Source organism: Mesobacillus maritimus, assembly GCF_019749255.1.
GTDB classification, from domain to species: Bacteria; Bacillota; Bacilli; order Bacillales; family Cytobacillaceae; genus Mesobacillus_B; species Mesobacillus_B maritimus_A.
Genome location: NZ_JACWFH010000001.1, coordinates 1 through 20,114, shown reverse-complemented (window position 1 = coordinate 20,114; position 20,114 = coordinate 1). Strand labels below are relative to the sequence as shown.

The window sequence follows — 20,114 nt, the reverse complement described above, 5'->3', positions numbered from 1 at the left end:
TTAAATTTCCTTAGATTTAATTATCCTTGGAGGGTATAAGGGAGGAAGTAGATTGGACGGAATACTTAACTTTCATCCAACATTTATCATAATTGGAGTGCTAGTATTTTTAGTAATTGGTGGGTTTATTTATTATTTACTGTTTAATAAATCCTTAAAAAGCTCTGACAAAAAGAAAAAAGAGGCACAGATAAATAAGAAAAATTCTAATAGTAAAAAGGACGAGACACCTGAGTGGCCGGTTATTGATGTCACACTCGATGAAGTTGTAAAAGCGGTCAGGAAGTTTTCTGATAAACTCCCAAAAGGTGTGTATCGAACGATTCTAGTCAATGACGACCATAGCATTGATTTCAAACAACTAGCACACACATTAAAAGGAATTCCATCTAAGACATTCTATATGTCCAAGGAAACCTACGATATTTTTGAAGAAATGGATAAGGATATCCCGCCAGTCATTGATAAGGTGCAAAAAGCAGTTGATCAATTTGTGAAAGAACAAAAGAAATATCCTATGCTTCCATACGATCCACTTCGAAGAGTTAATTATTATTTATTAATGCAAGAACGCTATCTTGAACAGAAACCAGATATTGATTTGTATATAACCGATTATGATGGCTTGTTAAGTCATGAAAAACCAAAAGGAAAAAAGGCAGAAGAGTAGGAAAAACACGGGAGTACATCCCGTGTTTTTTAGTATAGTTTAGCAACTTTTTGGCATCCTAACCATGAAAAAGCTGGAAAAAGGATGATGCACTTGATTAAGAAAACTTTAATACTGGGTTTGCTCTTATTTTTAACTTTAATTTCTGCAGGGTGTTCCGTTAGTATGGATGAAGAGGTAAATCCTAAAACCTTAGATTTTACTGGAAGAGATACAATTGGGGAAGATAATTCCTTTGATACTACAAACGGAGTTGAAATCAACAGCGACCACACTGGTGACCATCTAGATGATAAAAGAATGAAAATAACGAAGGTGGAGCCATCTCCGCAAATTACGAACACTCAAACTCAAGTCTCCTTAGAGGAAGTTACCGCGGACCAAGTCGCACTGATCGATGATGTTAGTGATGCGATTATTGTTGAGACAGATAATAATGCCTTTGTTGCAGTTCAATTAGATTCCCATCATAAAAATATAACGGATGATCTTCGAACGAAGATTACCCAGATTGTAACAGCAAATGTAGAAAATGCGGAAGCTGTTCACATCGCAAATAACCCTGAATTTTATCGTAAAATGGAAACCTATGAACGATATTTAAAGTCAGGGACACCTACTAGTGATTATATCGATGATTTTTCCGAAACAATTAGAAGAATCTTTCCAGATGCTCGTTAACAAGAAAGAACCTTCAGCCCTAGCCTACTCTCACTAAAGCTAAACAATACGATAGAAAAAAGCAGCAGTTCATTCACTGCTGCTTTTTTTTCGTATTTTTTAACAACAGTCACTTTCATTCCCCGTAAGAACAAGACCGTTTTGTTGTTTATCGAAATCTAACGTTAATCCTTCAATATGATCCTCAATCTGTGGATCAATTGCAACTTGGATTTCGTTAATCGTTGTTACTTTATCCTCTGCTTCCGGCTCATCCAGAGCCAGTCCAATTTGTGGGCCTCCTCAGCCAAAGCCTGAGAAAAAGACGCGAATACCAGCAGTGTTTTTATCTTGAAGTATTTCTTTCAATACTTCTTTTGCATCATCAGTGATATGCATATTGTCATTCCTTCCTATCGATAGTGCCATCGGTACTGTTTCCCGATTATATCATCCTTTATAATTTGAGTCACAGTAAATTGCTTACAAATTATGTGGTTAAAAATGGGAAGTTATCATAGCTTCCCCTCTTTCCAATGATGGTATATGTATCATATTATACTTCTATGGTGTTGACGATTTTACAAAGTCACAAAAAGCAGTAAAACCATGAGGTTTTACTGCTAGTTAAGGTTATAAATATTTTCTGTGAATTCCTTTTCCATCATAGGTAAACAACATCGTCCGATCTTCTACAATCGTTTCGATATGCGTCTTCCGGCCCCATAGTTGATGCATATAAGGAAGAACCTTTTCAAGATACTTGATGTCTAGTTCAATTCCCTCATAACTATGCTTGATGTACAGTTCTCCATTCTTTTGGTAATCTCCATCTACAACCATTAAGTATGGGAAACCACCATTCACTCTCATCCCAACCAATTGATCTCGGACCTGTTCCCATTCTTTATCAACAATTTTATATTCCTTGCCTTGTTTTTGGAACAGGTACATATCCTCGCGCATGACAAGGTCCTTTGTTAAATAGTTCCTTAAAAAAGAGATATCGGACTCAATTTCCCGTACTTCAAATATTTTCTCTCGCCCAGAACCAGGTTTAACTCCACGCTCAATCATTTCTTTTGTTGGGTTATTATACCGCTCTTCAATATCTTCTAAAACCTTCAAACCGAGGTAATACGGGTTGATTCCTGTCTTAGATGGCTGGACAACTCCAGCATTTAACTTCGCAAATTCAATTGCTTCTCCAGGGGTTAAATCCATTTCTCGAATGATTCGTTGATGCCAATAAGAAGCCCAACCTTCATTCATAATTTTGGTTTCTAATTGTGGCCAAAAATAAAGCATTTCTTCTCTCATCATCGTTAGGATATCCCGTTGCCAATCTGTAAGCTCCCGGCTATAACTTTCAATGAATAATAGCAGGTCTTTCTCTGGTTTAGGAGGAAACTTTTTCATTTTCTTAACACGTTTTTCAACTGGTTTTTTCTGTTCATCAAGGCTCCATAAGTCATCATATGGAGTCTCAATTACTGTTTCTTCTTCAAAGTCAACGTCGTCCATTGACCAAGATAATTTTGGCCTCATTAAAGACGGATCTATATGCTCTTCAATAGCAAGGACGGCGTCTAAGAAGTTCTCCACTTCTTGCTTCCCATGTTCAATTTCATAACTCCTAATCCGCTCTGCAGTTGCCGCCATACTCTCTACCATGTCCCGCTTTGTATTTTGAAAACGGACATTATTTTTAAAGAAATCACAATGAGCAAGAACATGTGCCACTATAAGCTTATTTTGAATTAAGGCATTCGAATCCAGTAAAAAGGCATAACAAGGATTCGAATTGATCACGAGCTCATATATTTTCGATAAACCCAAATCATAATGCAACTTCATTTTGTGGTATTGCTTTCCAAAGCTCCAGTGCGAGAATCGCGTAGGCATTCCATATGCCCCAAACGTATAAATGATATCGGCTGGACAGACCTCATATCTCATTGGATAAAAATCTAAACCGAATCCGCGGGCGATCTCAGTGATTTCAGATATCGCATACTCTAACGACTTGCTATCAGCTGACACCGGCTCTCCCCCTTTCTTTTCTTATACTCAATGTATGAGAAAAAAGTGAGAAAGATGAGCGAGCTTGTAACTCTGTCTAAAAAAACCAAGTAAAAAACTTAAATAACGATAAAAAGACACCATACCTTTCCACTAAATCACCTATTTTATACAGGCAGATATTGAAAGTCCTTATATGACAACAAGACCAAGTTTTTCACAGTTGATTTCCTCATGAAAGTCATATAATAGTATCAACTCCTCGTAAGGAGGAATGCTTAATGAATAAAGTGGATTATGATCGCGCGCTTTACTATACCCACCGTTCCCAATGGGATAATTTATTAATCCTTATGGTTCGAACGGAGGATCAGTTCCTTTCCAAAAAAATTGAGCATTTTCTACATGCATACAATTTTGAAAAGGACTATACAGTTATTGAAAAACACTTGTATTCCCTGCTAAGGTACATCGACCATGCCAACGGAATGACGGAGCCAGATACACTCGAGCCTGTGGATGAAATGAGCATGAATACGACAATTTGACTGGTTTTTCCATAACGCACCGAATTCCACCAATAAAAAACGGCACCTGCTAAAGGTGCCGTTTTTCATTATTAATTTTTTACTGCTTCCATCTTTTCTTCCACAAGGTCCATTAGCTTTTGCTCAATATCAGATAATTTTTTCTTACTTTCATCAAAACTGTTGCTACTTACCCCAAAATAAAACTTAATCTTTGGCTCGGTTCCTGATGGACGAAGGCACATCCAAGATCCGTCCTCAAGGAGATATTTTAGAACATTGGATTTTGGCAAATCAATCTGTTCTTCTCCACCATTTGTTTTGATTCGTGTACTTGTTAAATAATCTTCAATTGCAGCAACTTTTAAGCCATTGATATTGGTCAACTTTTCAGCTCGGAAGGCAGCTAATGTTTTTTGAATGAGTTCTGCCCCTTCCTTGCCCTTAAGAGTCAACGACCGCAGGCCTTCCTGGTAATAGCCAAACTCATCAAAAATATTTAGCAATGCGTCATATAAAGATAAGCCCTTCTTTTTGTAATACGCACAGACCTCAACTGCAAGAACAGCAGCCTGCACTGCATCCTTATCACGTGCAAAATCCCCTATTAAATATCCGTAACTCTCTTCATATCCAAATAAGAACTTGTACTCATTTGTTTGCTCAAACTGATTTATTTTTTCAGCAATAAATTTAAAGCCGGTCAACACATCCATTGTTTCAAGTCCAAATGATTTAGCGACCGCTGCTCCTAATTCTGATGTGACAATGGTCTTTAAAACTAATCCATTGTTCGGAAGCGTTCCTTTTTCCTTTTTCTGCGTAAGAATATAGTGAAGTAACAAAGCCCCAGTTTGATTACCTGTTAGGACGGTATATTCGCCTTGGTTATCTTTAACAGCTATCCCCAAGCGATCAGCATCTGGATCTGTCGCAATTAAAAGATCCGCATCTACTTTTTTTCCTTCTTTAATTGCAAGTTCAAAGGCAGCGTGTTCCTCTGGATTCGGACTTTTCACCGTTGAAAACTCTGGGTCAGGTTGTTCCTGTTCCTTAACTATCGTTACATTCGCATAGTTCATCGCCTCTAGGCCTTTTCGAACAGGGATATTAGCCGTTCCGTGAAGTGGTGTAAAGACCACTTTAACCTCTGTTTCATTAGGAAGTTCGGGGTTCTCAGAAATCGTTAATAACTTTTCTAGATAAGCTTGATCAACGTCTGAGCCAATCATTTGAATGAGACCCTCATCGATTAGCTTTTGCTCATCAGAGACAGTAATATTTAACTCGTTTTCAATCTGATTCACTCTGTCAATGACTGTATCCGCTGAATTTGGCGGTAATTGAGCACCATCTTCTCCGTATACTTTGTACCCATTATATTCCGGAGGATTGTGACTAGCTGTTATCACAATTCCTGCGAAAGCATTCAGGTAGCGAACAGCGAAACTTAAAACCGGTGTGGGACGTAATTCTTCAAAAACATATGTATGTATGCCTCTTGTAGCAAGAGTTTTAGCAGCCTCCATCGCAAACTCTGGAGATTTATGTCTACAATCGTATGCAATCACAACGCCACGTTTTTTCGCTTCTTCCCCATTTTCCTCGATGAAAGTTGCTAAACCGGCTGATGCTTTTCTAATTGTATATAAGTTCATCCGGTTGGTTCCGGCGCCAATTTCTCCTCTCATCCCACCTGTCCCAAATTCTAAGTCTTTGTAAAAAGCCTCTTCAAGGCCAACTTCATTATTCTTTAATTGTTCTAACTCTTGTTTAAGTTCATGATCTAAATTTTCGTATTCAAGCCATTTTTGGGCCTTTGCCTTCCAATCCATAGTAAGTCCTCCCATTAAAAAATCATATAATTTACATTATAATATAATCTTCCAGTAAACGGAAAGGAGATTTCAAAAACCACCGCATTCTTTATTGGATAGAAAAAAACGCCTACAATTTTGTAGGCGTCTAATGTCTAATGTATACTAATCGTTATTTGAATTAAACCAAATAATGATTAGCCGCTTTGGAATATATACTTATAAAATCGTTCCCAGTCCGCAGAGCAGCAATAAACTCATTAAATTGAAAAGGAAAATAAATTCCGAACTCCCTTAAGGTTTGTGCATTTTTCTCAAACACTGGTGAATACTTGTGTGAAAGATCCTGAGACTCTAAAATAGAAATGATTGTCTGCAGGCTTGTGATAACACGGAAAGCATCTCCTAGTGTATTAAAATTTTCAATTTGCTCCTTTGTTGTATAAAGGACCTTATGCTTTTCAAATTCTTTGATGTCTTCATCAGTAAAATAGAGTGGTAAAATACTACTATAAAAATAATTAGCAAGCTCTACCACTTTTTCTACTTGACCTGGTGTTGACGCAAATACAATCTTCAATGATAACCCACCTTTAGTACCTTTTTCTCCACTTAGATAAAACTAGGATAACATAGAACCAAGTTATTATAGTGTGGTAATTATGACCATAGAAAACCGAAAAATGCTGGTCTAGCAGTGGTTTCAACCTAGAAGCCAGCCAAATGGAAAAACAAGTATAAAAAGGAGAAAATTTATGATAGCAACTAGAAAAAAAGGACAGTGGTGTGAATTTACGGTCCCAGTACAATGGACCACTTTTACGCTAGACTTTCTATTAAGAAGTGTTTGGAAAGCACCTAAAAAGTTGATGCATGCTTTAAGGATGGAAAAGAAGATTCAGATCAACGGCGAACCGCCAAACTGGAATAAGCAGCTAATCACAGGCGATAAGCTGCAAATAAAACTTTTTCAGCCCGAAGCATACCAGGTTTCCCCTACCTTTTTAGATGTTGAACTTTTGTATGAAGACGATCATCTAATGATCTTTAATAAACCAGCCAATATGGATACGCATCCTAACGAGCCAGGTGAAAAGAATACCCTGTTAAATGCTGCGGCCTTCCATTTGGAAGCAAAAGGTGAAAGTTTAAATCCTCGCCATATTCACAGACTCGATCGTGACACAACGGGAACGGTTCTCTTTGCCAAACATGCACTGATTGGCGCCATTCTAGATAGAATGCTTGAAGAGCGTAAAATTAAACGTACCTATCTTGCAATGACTGATGGTCTTATGATGAAGAGCAAAGGAACAATTAACAAACCTATTGGACGAGATCGCCATCACCCGGTTAGGAGGAGGGTATCTCAGACTGGTCAGCCTGCAATAACCCATTTTGAAGTCATCCAGCGCCTTCATAAGGAAAAAAGGACACTTATTCGCTGTTCACTAGATACAGGGCGAACGCATCAGATACGTGTTCACTTAAGCGACCTCGGATATCCACTTTCTGGTGATGTTTTATATGGTGGCAGTAATGTCTTTAAACGTCAGGCACTACATGCAGTTAAAATTGAATTCATCCATCCTTTTACAGGCGAAACCATTGTATGTCATGCACCATTTCAAGATCAGCCGCCGATTTTTAGGGATATCGATCCTTACTCTTTATAAAAATAATAAGAAATCCTACTGTCAAATTTCACGTACGCTTAGCTACCTTGTAGGTTCCAAGTTCTATCTACGAAATATCCACAAAAAAATCCTTCCGTAGCCGGAAGGATTTTTTTATGAGATTTGACCCGCTCTTTCGATAACGGAATGCCAAATTATTCAATTACTTAATCTGTTGATTTTTTCATACTTCTGAAAATCAGGCTAGCAATAAAGACAATCGCAAGAGCTCCAATTAAAGCTGGAAGAACCGCAAAGCCTCCGACAATTGGACCCCATGAGCCTAAAATCGCCTGCCCTAGCCATGCACCAATAAAACCAGCAATAATATTTCCTATGACTCCACCTGGGATGTCTCTCCCCATGATTAGTCCTGCTAACCAACCGATAATTCCTCCAATGATCAATGACCACAGAAAACTAAACATTCAATGATCCTCCTTTAGTAATTGAAGTGATTGATTCCAATATCAATGGTCTACCTGAATGGACTTTTACAATCTTTAAGGATGAAAACATCCCTTATCCACAAGTATGTGAAAGTTAAATCTAATTTACTCACTTTCATAACAGGGAATATTTACAATATAAAAAGCGACTGCCTTGGTAGCAATCGCTTCTATCTATGTGAACGGTATTAAAACCGGGATTTTCACTTTTTTTGTATTGTACTTTTTGTGTTCCCGGTTCAAATTTGTCCTAAACTTTTCTTATATAAATTGGGCTTATCTTTTCATTTTGGAAATAATAAACGGGATGGATAACTAGCCAACAAAGACTGAAAAAACAAACTGCAATTTTCCCTTGAAATTTTATGGAAAAGCGAATATTATATTATTCGTGCTTTAAAAATGTTCGTATTATTGGAGGACCTCATGTTTAAACTTACTGAAAACAACACGAATGTCAAAACTGAACTATTAGCAGGAATGACAACTTTCTTTACAATGGTTTATATTGTGGTTGTAAACCCTGTTATTCTTGCAGATGCGGGTGTTCCGTTTGAACAAGTATTCACTGCTACCATCATTGCCTCAGTGGTTGGAACCCTTTGGATGGCCTTATTTGCAAATTATCCTATTGCCATCGCACCGGGAATGGGGCTTAATGCATACTTTGCCTATTCTGTGGTAGGAACTAACAATATTACTTATGAAACGGCTTTTGCAGCCGTTTTTATCGCAGGATTAATTTTTGTTCTGTTGAGCCTAACATCCTTCCGGGAAAAGTTAATTGAAGCGATTCCAGAAACACTAAAGCATGGAATCACAGCAGGAATCGGACTCTTCATTGCCTTTATTGGACTAAGGTTAACTGGGATTATTACGTCACATCCAACAAATTTAGTTGCTTTAGGTGATTTACATTCGCCGGTAGCGGTCCTTGCCCTCGTTGGACTTGCCATTTCGTTAATCCTTATGGTTCTTAATGTTAATGGAGCTCTCTTTATTGGAATGGTCATTACAGGGCTAATTGCGTATTTTACGGGCCATCTCTCTTTTGAACAAGGATTTGTTTCCCGGCCAACACTTCCAGAAGGACTAATTGTCTTTAATCCTTTTACGGCTATCGGCGAAGTGATTTCACATGGGCTTTACGCTGTCGTCTTTTCCTTTATTCTTGTCACGATATTCGATACAACAGGCACAATGATTGGCGTTGCTCATCAAGCTGGGTTAATGAAAGGCAAAAGTCTACCAAGAGCTAAACAAGCCTTACTTTCAGATTCAATTGCTACAGGCGTTGGCGCCATGTTTGGAACAAGTCCAACAACCGCCTTTATTGAATCCTCATCTGGCGTGGCTGCTGGAGGACGTACAGGATTAACCTCCCTGACAGTAGCTGTATTGTTCATCATTGCCGCATTCTTTAGTCCATTAGTTGGTGCAGTTTCAGGATTGTCGGCAATTACCGCTCCTGCGTTAATCATTGTAGGAAGCTTAATGATGGGAAGTATTGCTGAAGTCCGTTGGAATGAGCTGGAGGAAGCTTTCCCTGCCTTCTTAATTATCTTAAGCATGCCGTTAACATCTAGTATTGCAACCGGGATTGCTCTTGGCTTTATTTCTTATCCATTACTCAAGCTTGTGAAAGGCAAAGGACGCCAAGTTCACCCACTGCTTTACATCTTTGCTGTTCTATTCTTTTACCAACTTGCCTTTTTACCACATTAATATATGATCTATGACAAAAACCGCATAAGCGGTTTTTTGTCGTTTGTCGATTTTTAGTGCATTCCGCCTAAATTATTGTAAACAAATCAGAATATATGTAACTTTTTACACAACAATGGTTGAACTCTGTAAATTTTCTGTTATACAATAGGTTTAATAGTATATGAGCGGAATGGGGAAGTTTGATGGTACTGTTCAAAGACCTGTTATTTAACCTTCTTTTTATCCTAATTACATCATTTATTGTCCAATACTTCTTTATGAAATATAAAAACAACCTTCCAAAAAACCTTGCGAATTGGTTGATTATTATTGCTGCCGCAATCCAGGTTTTCTTTTGCATTCACTTTTCTTACACTGAGGATAATCAAATTTTTTATGACCTAAGAGTTATTCCAATTATCCTTGTTGGCCTCTATAGTGGAATTCCTTCAAGTATATGTATTTTCTTCCTTTCCCTATTATTGAGGGTTCCATTTGGAGGCGTAGGTATCTGGCTTCATGTTGCTCTTATGGTCTTTATTACACTAACCGTTTCTGTTCTTTCAAAGTACTTTCGAAGGAACCCAATGTCGCGCAAACTAAGCTTAGTCGCTGTGATTACAGTTAGCTATTCTTTATTGTCCTTCATCTTTGCGTCCTTACTTGATACAAATCAATTAGATGTATTCCTCTCCATTATCTACACAATGACCCTTTTAGCAGGCGTAATGATTGTCGTCTTTTTAATTGAGTTAATTCTTCAAAATATTATCCTGCGTGACGCTGTAGTCAAGTCTGATAAAATTGAAGTCATTTCTCATCTTGCTGCTAGTGTCAGCCATGAGGTTCGGAACCCACTGACGGTTACTAGAGGGTTTCTACAGATGTTAAAAGATCCAAGCATTCCAGAAGAAAAAAGACAGTTTTACCTTGATACGGCGATAGATGAATTGGACCGTGCAGAAGTAATCCTAAAAGACTATTTAAGTTTCTCCAAACCTCAACATCACCAGGTTTCAATGTTAAATGTCAAAACCGAAATTGAAAAATCACTCGAGCTACTATCTCCCTATGCGAACCACAACAGTGTAAAAGTGACTAAAAACCTCACAGAAGGTCTTTATATTAATGGAGATGCAGCAAAATTTCAGCAGTGTTTATTAAATATCCTAAAGAACGGGATTGAAGCAATGCCCAACGGTGGAACTCTTACGGTTCAGGTACACCAATCCAAAACCTCCAAAAGTATTATAATCAATATTGAGGATACAGGTATTGGGATGTCAGCTAGTCAGTTAGCCAAACTCGGCGAGCCCTATTTTTCCACTAAAAAAGATAAGGGAACAGGACTCGGCATGTTGGTTGCTTTCAAAATCCTCAAGGAAATGAATGGGTTTGTGGATTCATCAAGTGAAGTCAATAAAGGGACTCGTTTTACCTTAATCTTTCCGATGATCAATCTTCCTTATAAAAACGAAATTTTGTCCAATACTACCGTTAAAGGAATCAACTACTGATAGTTGGTTCTTTTTTTAAGGCTTCTTTCTAAACCTTTGCTGTTTTTGGGTAAAATACTGATTATAAGAAAAGAGCTTGCAATCTTAGTAAACCAACAATTTTATCCAGCCTACTCACTTTAGAATTTTACAATTTCTTATGAAACAGCCTTTTCAAATTTACTGGAGGAGTCATGAAAAATAACAATATAGAATTGTTACCTTTAAGCGTGGAATTTTTTGATCAACCTACTCTATCACTTGCAAAATCACTTCTCGGTTGCCAACTCGTTAAATTAACAAAAGAAGGTTTAACAGCGGGATACATTGTTGAGACAGAAGCATATATTGGGCCTGATGATCGAGCTGCACATAGTTTTAATCATCGCCGGACAGCTAGAACTGAAGTCATGTACCACCGCTCAGGGCTAGCATACACCTATCAGATGCATACTCATTGCCTTTTTAATGTTGTTAGTGGCGGTGAAGGGAAACCTGAAGCGGTTTTAATTCGGGCCATACACCCCTCTAGTGGAATTGAGCTCATGCAATCACGAAGAAAGTCACAACAAGGAGTGAATTTAACAAATGGACCTGGAAAGTTTACAAAAGCGATGCAAATTACAATGGAAGATTACGGACATCTCCTAACCTCTCCTCCCCTTTATATCGCCGCAGGTTACAAGCCAGCCAGCATTTCCATTGGCAAAAGAATCGGGATTGATAACTCTGGCGAGGCCGCTGAATATCCTTGGCGCTTTTGGATTACTGGGGATAAGTTTGTTTCAAGGCATCAGGAAGCAGACAGAGTTGAAATAATTGAGTAAAGATATCTATCTAATTGAAACCTAGAATGTATGTACTGGAGGGCGATGAACCAATGAAGAAAGCCATCTTTCTTGACCGAGACGGGGTATTAAATGAGGTACTGTCCAGTAGAGTTAAGTTTGTCAATCATCCAAACGACCTCTATTTACTAGAAGGCGCTGCAGAAGCCGTAGCTGAACTAAGTAAAGCTGGATATGATATTTTTGTTGTTACTAATCAAGGTGGTGTCGGGTTAGGATTTTTAAAAGAAAAGAACCTGAGGAAGATTCATGATCATTTAATCAAGGTCATTAAAGAGCAAGGTGGGTTGATAAAAGAGGTTGTTTACTGCCCACATAAACCAAAAGCAGGTTGCCAGTGCCGGAAACCCAATGCTGGGTTATTGCTAGATCTTGCCCAACGACATGATATCGCTCTTACAGAAAGTGTGATGGTCGGCGACCATGAGCGAGACATTGAAGCAGGAAAAAAGGCTGGATGCAAAACTGTATTCATTGGGGATGAAGAAACGGCTGCTGATCGAAAAGCCCCATCCCTTCATGCTGCTGTGCCAGCGATTTTAGAGTTGTTAGAAACTGTTTAAGAAGAATGTTTTCGGAAGGAATGTTGTTAGACTAAAATAGCTTTTCAAATACATTCTTAATTACATCGCATGAAGTGGAAATCAGCAGCCATAAAAACTAAAAAAAAGAGTTGACCTTTTTCTTAATAGCTGTTATTATCTCTATTATTATTCTAAAATAACAAACACATATCTTACCTTGTATATGTTCAAGAATATGGCTTGAACGTCTCTACCATGCTTCCGTAAAATGCATGTCTACAAGGGAAAATGTCCCCTATATTTTTGGTGACCTTTTTTCCTTTGTAGGCTCTGGATGCATTTGCTCCAGGGCTTTTTTGTTCAACATACCACTACTAGGAGGTCACCATGAAAAACTTTTTTATGTTTGAACAACGTAATACAAATTATCGAACAGAAACAGTAGCCGGCATAACTACCTTTCTATCAATTGCTTATATCTTGGTTGTGAATCCGATGATTCTCAGCCAAGCTGGTATGGATAAAGGAGCTGTTTTTACCGCTACGGCTCTCTCTGCCATTATTGGATCTTTACTCATTGGCTTATTAGCAAACTTCCCAGTTGGAATCGCACCAAGCATGGGCTTGAATTCCTTTTTCACATTTAGTGTTTGTATTGGAATGGGTGTTGAATGGGAAATTGCGCTTACTGGTGTGTTTATTGCAGGTATTTTATTTATGATTCTTAGTATTTTAAAAATACGAGAGAAAATCATCAATGTTATTCCTCAAGACCTCAAATATGCCATTGCCTCGGGGATTGGTTTCTTCGTTGCATTCATTGGATTAAAAAATGCTGGAATCGTCGTACAAAGTGATGCCACCTTCGTTACCATTGGCGATTTGACATCACCTGGTACACTCTTAGCCCTTTTTGGTTTTGGACTAGCTGTCATCCTGATGGTACGTGGCGTCTCAGGAGGAATCTTCTATTCTATGGTCATCACCACCATCGTCGGAATGCTCTTTGGTCAGATTTCTAGACCTGAAGCGATCATTGGTGAGATTCCTAGCTTAGCCCCCACATTCGGGGTTGTATTTACCCGTCTTGGGGATATCTTCTCCCTAGAAATATTGGCGGTCATTTTCACCTTCCTTTTTGTCGCCTTTTTTGATACAGCTGGTGCATTGATCGCAATCGCTAGTCAGGCAGGTTTAATGAAAAACAATGAAATTCCCAATTCCGGCCGTGCTCTTTTAGCGGATGCAACGACTGCAGTTGCTGGGAGTGTGCTGGGAACCTCCACAACGGCTTGTGTAGTTGAATCCTCTGCAGGAATTTCTGTTGGTGGACGAACTGGGTTTACATCAGTAATCATTGCTGGCTGTTTTGCAATCGCATTGTTTTTCTCTCCACTGCTATCGATTGTTACACCAGAAGTAACAGCTCCTGCATTAATCATTGTTGGGGCCTTAATGGCAAGTGAGATGAGTAAAATAAATTGGGGCAACCTGACAGTGGTGCTTTCGGCTTTTATCACCATTATTATGATGCCTCTTACCTATAGCATTGCAACTGGTATTGCCATGGCCTTTATTTTGTATCCAATTAGTATGGTTTCCTCCGGTAAATGGAAGGATGTCCATCCGATTATTTACGTCTTAGGAATCATGTTTATTGGATATTTCATCTTCCTTTAAGCCACTACGATAAACTGCCTAACCATAAAAATCCCGCCAGCAACCTTGGCGGGATTTTCTTTAAATTATTTATTTATCCATGCAAACCCGATGGTCCCTTGTCCGGTATGAGTACCGGCAACTGGACTGAACATTGTCGTAGTGAAGGTAATTCCTGGGTATTTCTTTTGTAATTCTGCACGCCATTCTTCAGCCGTTTCCTTAATATTGGCATGGATGATGCTTGCTTCTTCGATTAAATGGGAAGCCTCCTCAAAAATTTGGAAGAGTCTCTCCTTTACTTTCTTTTCCGTTCTAATTTTATCAAATAGGAGCACCTTTCCATCCTCAAACTGTACGATGAGCTTAAGTCTAATTAGGCTTCCGATAAACACTTGTGTCGTGGAGAGACGTCCCCCTTTATGAAGCTGTTCTAAGCTTCCAGGAGCCATAATAAGTCTCGCCTTATCTGGAAGAGTTCTAAGGTACTCAACGATCTCCGAATAAGACCTACCCTGCTTTTGCATTTCAACGCCATCATAAACCATCTTCCCTAGTGGGTACGAACCAATTTTGGAATCAATGACTTCAACTTTATATTCAACCATACTAGAAGCCGCCACCGAAGCTTGATATGTTCCTGTGAGGGAGCTTGAGGCGTGTATAGCAATGGTATGCGTGTACTTTTCTTTTAACTTCTTATATAGCTCTACAAATTCACCAATCGCCGGTTGAGATGTCTTAGGCAGTACCTTAGAAGATGCTAGCTTTTGATAGAAATCCTCAGCAGTTATGTCCACACCTTCAAGATAAGATTCATCTCCAAAGCTGATGCTTAATGGGACCACGTATACATGGTTATTTTTAATAAATTCCTCTGGTAAGGTTGCTGTACTGTCTGTCACCCAGGCAATTTCGTGTTTTTGTGTCATAGTGCCTCCTGTTTTAACAATTCATAACTTATTATCTTTTATCACAATACTAATATTATAAACGAAACTTTAAAAAATTCTAAAGATATCCCCATCATATATGAAAAAGTCACATAAAAGCTATGAGTATTTACACTAAATCCAAAATGTTTATGAACTTTTCCGCTTTCCTTCTTTTGTCATTCTTTCCCCTTGGTACCATTTGTATAATATGAGAAAATATAGTTAAGCTTCATTATTAGATAGGAGGAACATAGGTTATGCCAAATAGTTTAAAAGATTCAACTGTCTTACATAATGGTGTGAAAATGCCTTGGTTAGGTCTAGGCGTTTATAAGGCACAAGAAGGATCAGAAGTCATCAATGCCGTTAAAGCAGCCATCAAACATGGTTATAGAAGCATTGATACTGCTGCTTTTTACCATAATGAAGAAGGTGTCGGGGAAGCAATTAGAGAGTCAGGGATTCCACGAGAAGAACTATTCATTACAACGAAGGTTTGGAATACTGACCAAGGGTATGAGCAAACTCTTAAAGCATTTGAAACTAGTATTCAGAAACTAGGCTTAGACTACTTAGACCTCTATTTAATTCATTGGCCGGTACCAGGAAAATACGTTGAGACATGGAAAGCACTCGAGCAATTATATAAAGAGGGAAAAGTGCGTGCAATTGGGGTAAGCAACTTCCAGATTCACCATCTAAAAGATTTAATGAGCCAAGGTGAAATAAAGCCAATGGTCAATCAAGTTGAATACCACCCAAGTCTTACTCAAAAGGAACTTCTTACCTTCTGTAAAAACGAAGGCATCCAGCTAGAAGCCTGGGCACCGCTAAAAAGAGGCCGATTCCAAGAATATCCAACTATTTTAGAAATTGCCCAAAAGTATGGAAAATCACCAGCACAGATTATTATCCGCTGGGATTTGCAAAACGAAGTGGTTACAATTCCAAAATCAGTCAAAGAACACCGAATTATTGAAAATGCAGATGTATTTGATTTTGAGCTAACAGCAGAGGAAATGAAAACAATTGATAGCTTAAATAAAAATGAACGAACTGGTCAAGATCCAGACAATTTTTCTTTTTAATTATCTTCTTTTTCCAAAACCTTTTTGCACTAGCTGATAAGGAATATATACTTTAACGCAAAAATAGTTTCGTTAAACAACGTAACAACTGAATGAGAATCAACAAGCGAGGGAATCACTCCTCGCTTTTTTTAATTCCATTTTTATATAACCAACCTTTAGTACCTAGTAATAAAAGTCACATCCTATTTTAATCTTACGTGGTAAACTTCAAAGGAATATCCACACTATTAAAATAAGAAACGGGTGAGAAAAATTGAGTTTTCCACAATTAAAAATCGGTCATATGATCACAGAATATCCAATTATACAAGGTGGAATGGGGGTTGGCATATCACTTAGTAAGCTTGCCTCGGCCGTAGCAAATGCAGGAGGTATCGGTATCATATCTGGCACAGGTATCTCTGTTTCCGAATTGCGAAGTCATATTAGAAAGGCTAAAACACTTACTAAAGAATCTGGGTATATTGGTGTTAATGTATTATTCGCCATGAATGATTTTGCTGAAAAGATGAAAGCTGCCCTAGAAGAAAAAGTAGATTTCATTATCTCTGGTGCTGGAATTTCGCGGGATATGTATGCCTGGGGGAAAAAAGCAGGAATTCCAGTTCTATCAATAGTCTCCTCTGCAAAATTAGCTAGAATTTCTGAGCGATTGGGGGCAGCAGCAGTTGTTGTTGAAGGATTTGAAGCTGGCGGACATTTGGGAACAGATCGGCCACTGTTCGACATCCTGCCTGAAGTTGTAGATGCAGTTCAGATTCCTGTCATTGCTGCTGGAGGGATTTTAACTGGTGCAGATATTGCAAGAGCAATTAAATTTGGGGCTGCTGGAGTTCAAATGGGGACAAGATTTGTGGCTAGCGAAGAATGCGATGCCCCGCTCACATTTAAACAAAAATATATAGAAGCCAATGAAGAGGACTTAAAATTATTCAAAACCACAGTGGGTCTAAATGGGAGGGCAATCTCTAACCATTTTACACAGTTACTCTTAACCTCAGATAAACTAAGAATTACAAAGTGCCAAGATTGCCTAAAAAACTGTTCCTACCGTTTTTGCACGCTTGACTCACTGCTTACATCTATGAATGGTGATGCCGAGAATGGACTAGTATTTGCTGGGGCACGAGTGGGCGAAATAAAGGAAATCCTGTCAGTAAGGCAAATCTTTAAAAACCTTAGCAGAGAATACGCTGAGGCGACTTGCTAATTAGCATGTTGTCAACCGTAAAAGAAGACAACTCAAATTAACTAGAGTTGTCTTCCTCTGATTACAATGGAATGGTAAATTCCCTGTCGCGAATCTTTTCATTAGAATAAATTCTTTCTGCATAATATATTTCCTGTTCGCCCATCAAACATACCGTTGAACTTCTAGTGCCATACCCTTCACTTTTAATAAAAAGTGGCGAGAGAACGCGTTCCATTTGTAAGCCTACCCCTGTATCTGGTAGCATATCATCTGGTGCAGGGTCTGCATTCTTTAATAAGTCAAAAAGGTCTGTAACCAGTTCAGACTTTCCCTCGCTTACATCCCTATGAGCATGTATGATCCTCTCTAGACCTGCTTTCCCTGTGTTAACTTTTGGCCAATCGCTATCTAGTAGATGATTGCTTAGACCATAAACCCCGGGTTGTGTTTTTATCATTTCTTTTCCTTTGTTGGAGTAATAAAATAGCTCCTCGGTAGTTCCTGCCAATAGATTATAACCAGGATAGATACAATCCTGATTAGACACTTTTTCTAGATATCTTTTAGGAAGGTCGTTCCCTTTTAGAAATTCTGAAACCAACTCCCCTCGAGAGGACTTTCCTTCAGTCGTTTCATTAGGGTCTCGGTAGTTTGTGAGAGCTGCAAACCGCCCTGTTGTTGTAATTCCCATCCATGTTCCCATCTTCTCCAGATCCCGACCGGCAAGTATATGTGGCGCATCGTTCCAAAAATCAGCGTCTGCTGTTGGTCGAGCATGTGCCTCATCACGATTCGCTGCAACAATTAGCTTGTAGACTGGATGTGCGTCAAAAGCAAAGAGAATTAAACACATTTGGTACACCTGCTTCCTATTCATGTCTTCTTCTCATTATTCTATCGCAGTAAATCGACAAGTACCATGTTCGTTTCACCATTTTGACACTCAAGACTGTTTCTTTCTATCATCTTTATCCTTAATAAGTGGTATCCTATAATAAATACAATCTAAAAATCCAATAATTTAATATCGTTTTTTTCTATGGAGGTCGTAAAGTGGATTTACACCAGTTATATATTTTTACTAAAGTTGTTGAAAATAAAAGCTTTTCTAAGGCAGCTGAAGAAGTTTTTCTTAGCCAATCCACTGTAAGCTCTCATATTGGTGCACTTGAAAAGAGTTTGGGTGTTAAACTCTTTGATCGAGTGGGCCGAGAGAGTGTATTAACCCCACATGGAGAAAGACTTTATCATTGGGCACAACAATTGCTCTTAATGAAAGATCAGGCCTTGCTGGACTTAAGCAATGGCATGACGGAGTTGAAGGGTGTAATCCGAATGGCGGCTAGTTCTGTGCCAGGACCATTCTTAGTTCCCCAAATGATAAAACAGTTCAGAAGAGACTACCCTTCGGTTACCTTCCATATTCAGGAGGCATCATCGAAAATTACAGCAGAAAAGGTCCTAAACGGCAGTGTAGATATCGGTATTCTTGGTGAAAAGTATGAAGATGAGCGCCTTCACTATACCCCCTTATTAAAGGAACATCTTGTTCTGATTACTGCAAATGACATTAACATTCCAGACCCTGTTACCATCCAGGACCTAATAAACTACCCTTTTGTAATGAGAAGTTCTGACTCGGGGACCAATGCACTCTTAGAAAGACTCCTAAAGAAGAATAATATTCCAAAGGAACAGTTAAATATTATTGCCTATACTGACTCAGGACAAAGCTTAATACAATTCGTCAAGCAGGGGATTGGGATTGCGATTATTTCGGAATTTGCTGCAAATGAATATTGTTCAAACCAACTAATAAGGAAATACACCATTAAAGACTTTGATGAAGAACGCTTTTTTTATCTTGCTTATAATAAAAACAAAACCTTATCCTTGGTAGCCAAATTGTTTATTACTAATGCAAAGAATCTTATCTAAAAACGAAGAAAGACAAAAAGTTTGATTAACTAGATTGTTGATATATAATCAAAGGCGGGTTCAATCATATCCTAAAACCAGAAAGGGGAATTCTTATGAGTAAAATGAACAATTATATTAGTGGTTGGATGAGTCATCGAAAAGCGCTACTTGAATTAATCGATAATCTTAGCAACGATCACCTACAATACAAACCGTGGGACGGGGCCATGACACTCTCTGAGCTTTTCTTACATATTTCTACTTCAACAAACATGTTTGCCAGCACTGTTAAACAAGGTGCGTTTGTACCTCCATCTACGCCAAAGACTCCAGAGACGGTTAACGAATTAAAACAAATCGTACAGTCTGAAACGGACCAAACAAAGAATATCTTAGAAGCAATCACTGAGGAGCAACTAGACCAGTTAGTTGAATTTAGTGGGATGAAGATGTCTGGCATGGCGATGCTTGAGACTGCAAAGGATCACGAGATCCATCATAAAGGGCAACTGTTTACCTATGCTCGATTAATCGGAATTGAAGAGCTTCCGTTCTTTGTTAGCCGTTAATTTAGGAGAGTTCGATAGAATGTAAAACCGGTGAGAGTTTCTTACCGGTTTTTTTGTAATAGATTCTTTCTAGAGGGAATCTATTGCCCATTTAATTCTTCCCCTAACTCAAGGTATTTTTATCCTAGGACTAGGCATGGTTTGACTAATCAACCTTTTATAAAACATCGGCTGTGTTAATGATGGGTGTTGATTTACGCTCCAGTCACATCGCTTTCCCAGGGCTTGCCGGGCGCTTAAGCACCTACGGACCTAAGGGGTCTCCCTTGCCCCGTACTGGGCTATGTGTTCGGACTGTCGCGGGCAGAAAACTGAAATTGGAGTCCGAATGAAGGATGTGTTCGGACAGTCC

At 38.6% G+C, this 20,114-nt stretch carries 20 protein-coding genes and 1 riboswitch; of the genes, 13 read left to right on the top strand and 7 right to left on the bottom strand.

Going from position 1 to position 20,114, the window contains the following annotated elements:
• Positions 1-52 precede the first annotated feature (52 nt).
• Both H0185_RS00100 and H0185_RS00095 read left to right on the top strand, forming a co-directional pair.
• Positions 53-670 carry a DUF3939 domain-containing protein gene (locus tag H0185_RS00100; protein ID WP_246628932.1) on the top strand — a complete coding sequence of 206 codons (618 nt, stop codon included), beginning with the start codon at positions 53-55 and terminating at the stop codon, positions 668-670.
• A 93-nt stretch (positions 671-763) separates the two neighbouring features.
• The gene (locus tag H0185_RS00095) at positions 764-1,351 is read left to right on the top strand and encodes a YhcN/YlaJ family sporulation lipoprotein (RefSeq protein WP_221870004.1); all 588 of its coding nucleotides are present in this window, start codon (positions 764-766) and stop codon (positions 1,349-1,351) included.
• 282 nt (positions 1,352-1,633) lie between these two features.
• On the opposite strand, the gene H0185_RS24175 is transcribed toward H0185_RS00095, so the two are convergent.
• Positions 1,634-1,759, bottom strand: coding sequence for a hypothetical protein (locus H0185_RS24175; RefSeq protein WP_281427479.1), 126 nt, complete (start codon positions 1,757-1,759; stop codon positions 1,634-1,636).
• Between the two features lie 204 nt (positions 1,760-1,963).
• The gene (locus tag H0185_RS00085; protein ID WP_221870002.1) at positions 1,964-3,373 is read right to left on the bottom strand and encodes a SpoVR family protein; all 1,410 of its coding nucleotides are present in this window, start codon (positions 3,371-3,373) and stop codon (positions 1,964-1,966) included.
• A gap of 260 nt (positions 3,374-3,633) precedes the next feature.
• Here H0185_RS00085 and H0185_RS00080 point away from each other — a divergent pair, with 260 nt between their 5' ends.
• Positions 3,634-3,900, top strand: coding sequence for a YhdB family protein (locus H0185_RS00080; RefSeq protein ID WP_221870000.1), 267 nt, complete (start codon positions 3,634-3,636; stop codon positions 3,898-3,900).
• 71 nt (positions 3,901-3,971) lie between these two features.
• On the opposite strand, the gene H0185_RS00075 is transcribed toward H0185_RS00080, so the two are convergent.
• Positions 3,972-5,714 (bottom strand): phospho-sugar mutase, encoded by a 1,743-nt coding sequence (locus H0185_RS00075; RefSeq protein WP_221869998.1) that lies wholly within the window; start codon positions 5,712-5,714, stop codon positions 3,972-3,974.
• A gap of 163 nt (positions 5,715-5,877) precedes the next feature.
• On the bottom strand, positions 5,878-6,276 hold the full coding sequence (locus H0185_RS00070; RefSeq protein WP_221869996.1) for a YhcU family protein: 399 nt from the start codon (positions 6,274-6,276) through the stop codon (positions 5,878-5,880).
• A 175-nt stretch (positions 6,277-6,451) separates the two neighbouring features.
• On the opposite strand from H0185_RS00070, the gene H0185_RS00065 reads away from it, so the two are divergent.
• Positions 6,452-7,372: an RluA family pseudouridine synthase gene (locus H0185_RS00065; RefSeq protein ID WP_221869994.1), complete on the top strand. Its 921-nt coding sequence runs from the start codon at positions 6,452-6,454 to the stop codon at positions 7,370-7,372.
• Between the two features lie 167 nt (positions 7,373-7,539).
• Here the strand turns inward: H0185_RS00065 and H0185_RS00060 are convergent, their stop codons facing one another.
• Complete coding sequence (locus tag H0185_RS00060; protein WP_221869992.1) at positions 7,540-7,800, bottom strand: GlsB/YeaQ/YmgE family stress response membrane protein; 261 nt, start codon at positions 7,798-7,800, stop codon at positions 7,540-7,542.
• Between the two features lie 447 nt (positions 7,801-8,247).
• Here H0185_RS00060 and H0185_RS00055 point away from each other — a divergent pair, with 447 nt between their 5' ends.
• From H0185_RS00055 to H0185_RS00035, 5 genes are all read left to right on the top strand, one after another.
• The gene (locus H0185_RS00055; RefSeq protein ID WP_221869990.1) at positions 8,248-9,546 is read left to right on the top strand and encodes an NCS2 family permease; all 1,299 of its coding nucleotides are present in this window, start codon (positions 8,248-8,250) and stop codon (positions 9,544-9,546) included.
• A 185-nt stretch (positions 9,547-9,731) separates the two neighbouring features.
• On the top strand, positions 9,732-11,045 hold the full coding sequence (locus tag H0185_RS00050) for an ATP-binding protein (protein ID WP_221869988.1): 1,314 nt from the start codon (positions 9,732-9,734) through the stop codon (positions 11,043-11,045).
• Between the two features lie 173 nt (positions 11,046-11,218).
• Positions 11,219-11,851 (top strand): DNA-3-methyladenine glycosylase, encoded by a 633-nt coding sequence (locus tag H0185_RS00045; RefSeq protein ID WP_221869986.1) that lies wholly within the window; start codon positions 11,219-11,221, stop codon positions 11,849-11,851.
• Between the two features lie 53 nt (positions 11,852-11,904).
• A complete protein-coding gene (locus H0185_RS00040; RefSeq protein WP_221869984.1) occupies positions 11,905-12,435 on the top strand; it encodes a D-glycero-alpha-D-manno-heptose-1,7-bisphosphate 7-phosphatase in 531 nt (176 codons plus the stop codon).
• A 158-nt stretch (positions 12,436-12,593) separates the two neighbouring features.
• A riboswitch (purine riboswitch) is annotated at positions 12,594-12,695 on the top strand.
• Positions 12,696-12,783: 88 nt separating this feature from the next.
• On the top strand, positions 12,784-14,076 hold the full coding sequence (locus H0185_RS00035) for an NCS2 family permease (protein WP_221869982.1): 1,293 nt from the start codon (positions 12,784-12,786) through the stop codon (positions 14,074-14,076).
• Between the two features lie 65 nt (positions 14,077-14,141).
• Here H0185_RS00035 and H0185_RS00030 read toward each other — a convergent pair whose 3' ends face one another.
• On the bottom strand, positions 14,142-14,987 hold the full coding sequence (locus tag H0185_RS00030) for a DegV family protein (RefSeq protein ID WP_221869980.1): 846 nt from the start codon (positions 14,985-14,987) through the stop codon (positions 14,142-14,144).
• Positions 14,988-15,247: 260 nt separating this feature from the next.
• Between H0185_RS00030 and H0185_RS00025 the strand changes: the two genes are divergently transcribed.
• Positions 15,248-16,078, top strand: a complete 831-nt coding sequence (locus H0185_RS00025; RefSeq protein ID WP_221869978.1) for an aldo/keto reductase — start codon at positions 15,248-15,250, stop codon at positions 16,076-16,078.
• A 286-nt stretch (positions 16,079-16,364) separates the two neighbouring features.
• Positions 16,365-17,291, top strand: a complete 927-nt coding sequence (locus tag H0185_RS00020) for an NAD(P)H-dependent flavin oxidoreductase (protein WP_221870277.1) — start codon at positions 16,365-16,367, stop codon at positions 17,289-17,291.
• Positions 17,292-17,352: 61 nt separating this feature from the next.
• Here H0185_RS00020 and H0185_RS00015 read toward each other — a convergent pair whose 3' ends face one another.
• Positions 17,353-18,150 (bottom strand): NRDE family protein, encoded by a 798-nt coding sequence (locus H0185_RS00015; RefSeq protein ID WP_343223049.1) that lies wholly within the window; start codon positions 18,148-18,150, stop codon positions 17,353-17,355.
• Between the two features lie 176 nt (positions 18,151-18,326).
• Here H0185_RS00015 and H0185_RS00010 point away from each other — a divergent pair, with 176 nt between their 5' ends.
• Both H0185_RS00010 and H0185_RS00005 read left to right on the top strand, forming a co-directional pair.
• Positions 18,327-19,211 (top strand): selenium metabolism-associated LysR family transcriptional regulator, encoded by an 885-nt coding sequence (locus tag H0185_RS00010; RefSeq protein ID WP_221869976.1) that lies wholly within the window; start codon positions 18,327-18,329, stop codon positions 19,209-19,211.
• A gap of 95 nt (positions 19,212-19,306) precedes the next feature.
• Positions 19,307-19,762 carry a DinB family protein gene (locus H0185_RS00005; RefSeq protein ID WP_221869974.1) on the top strand — a complete coding sequence of 152 codons (456 nt, stop codon included), beginning with the start codon at positions 19,307-19,309 and terminating at the stop codon, positions 19,760-19,762.
• The last annotated feature ends 352 nt before the right edge of the window (positions 19,763-20,114 follow it).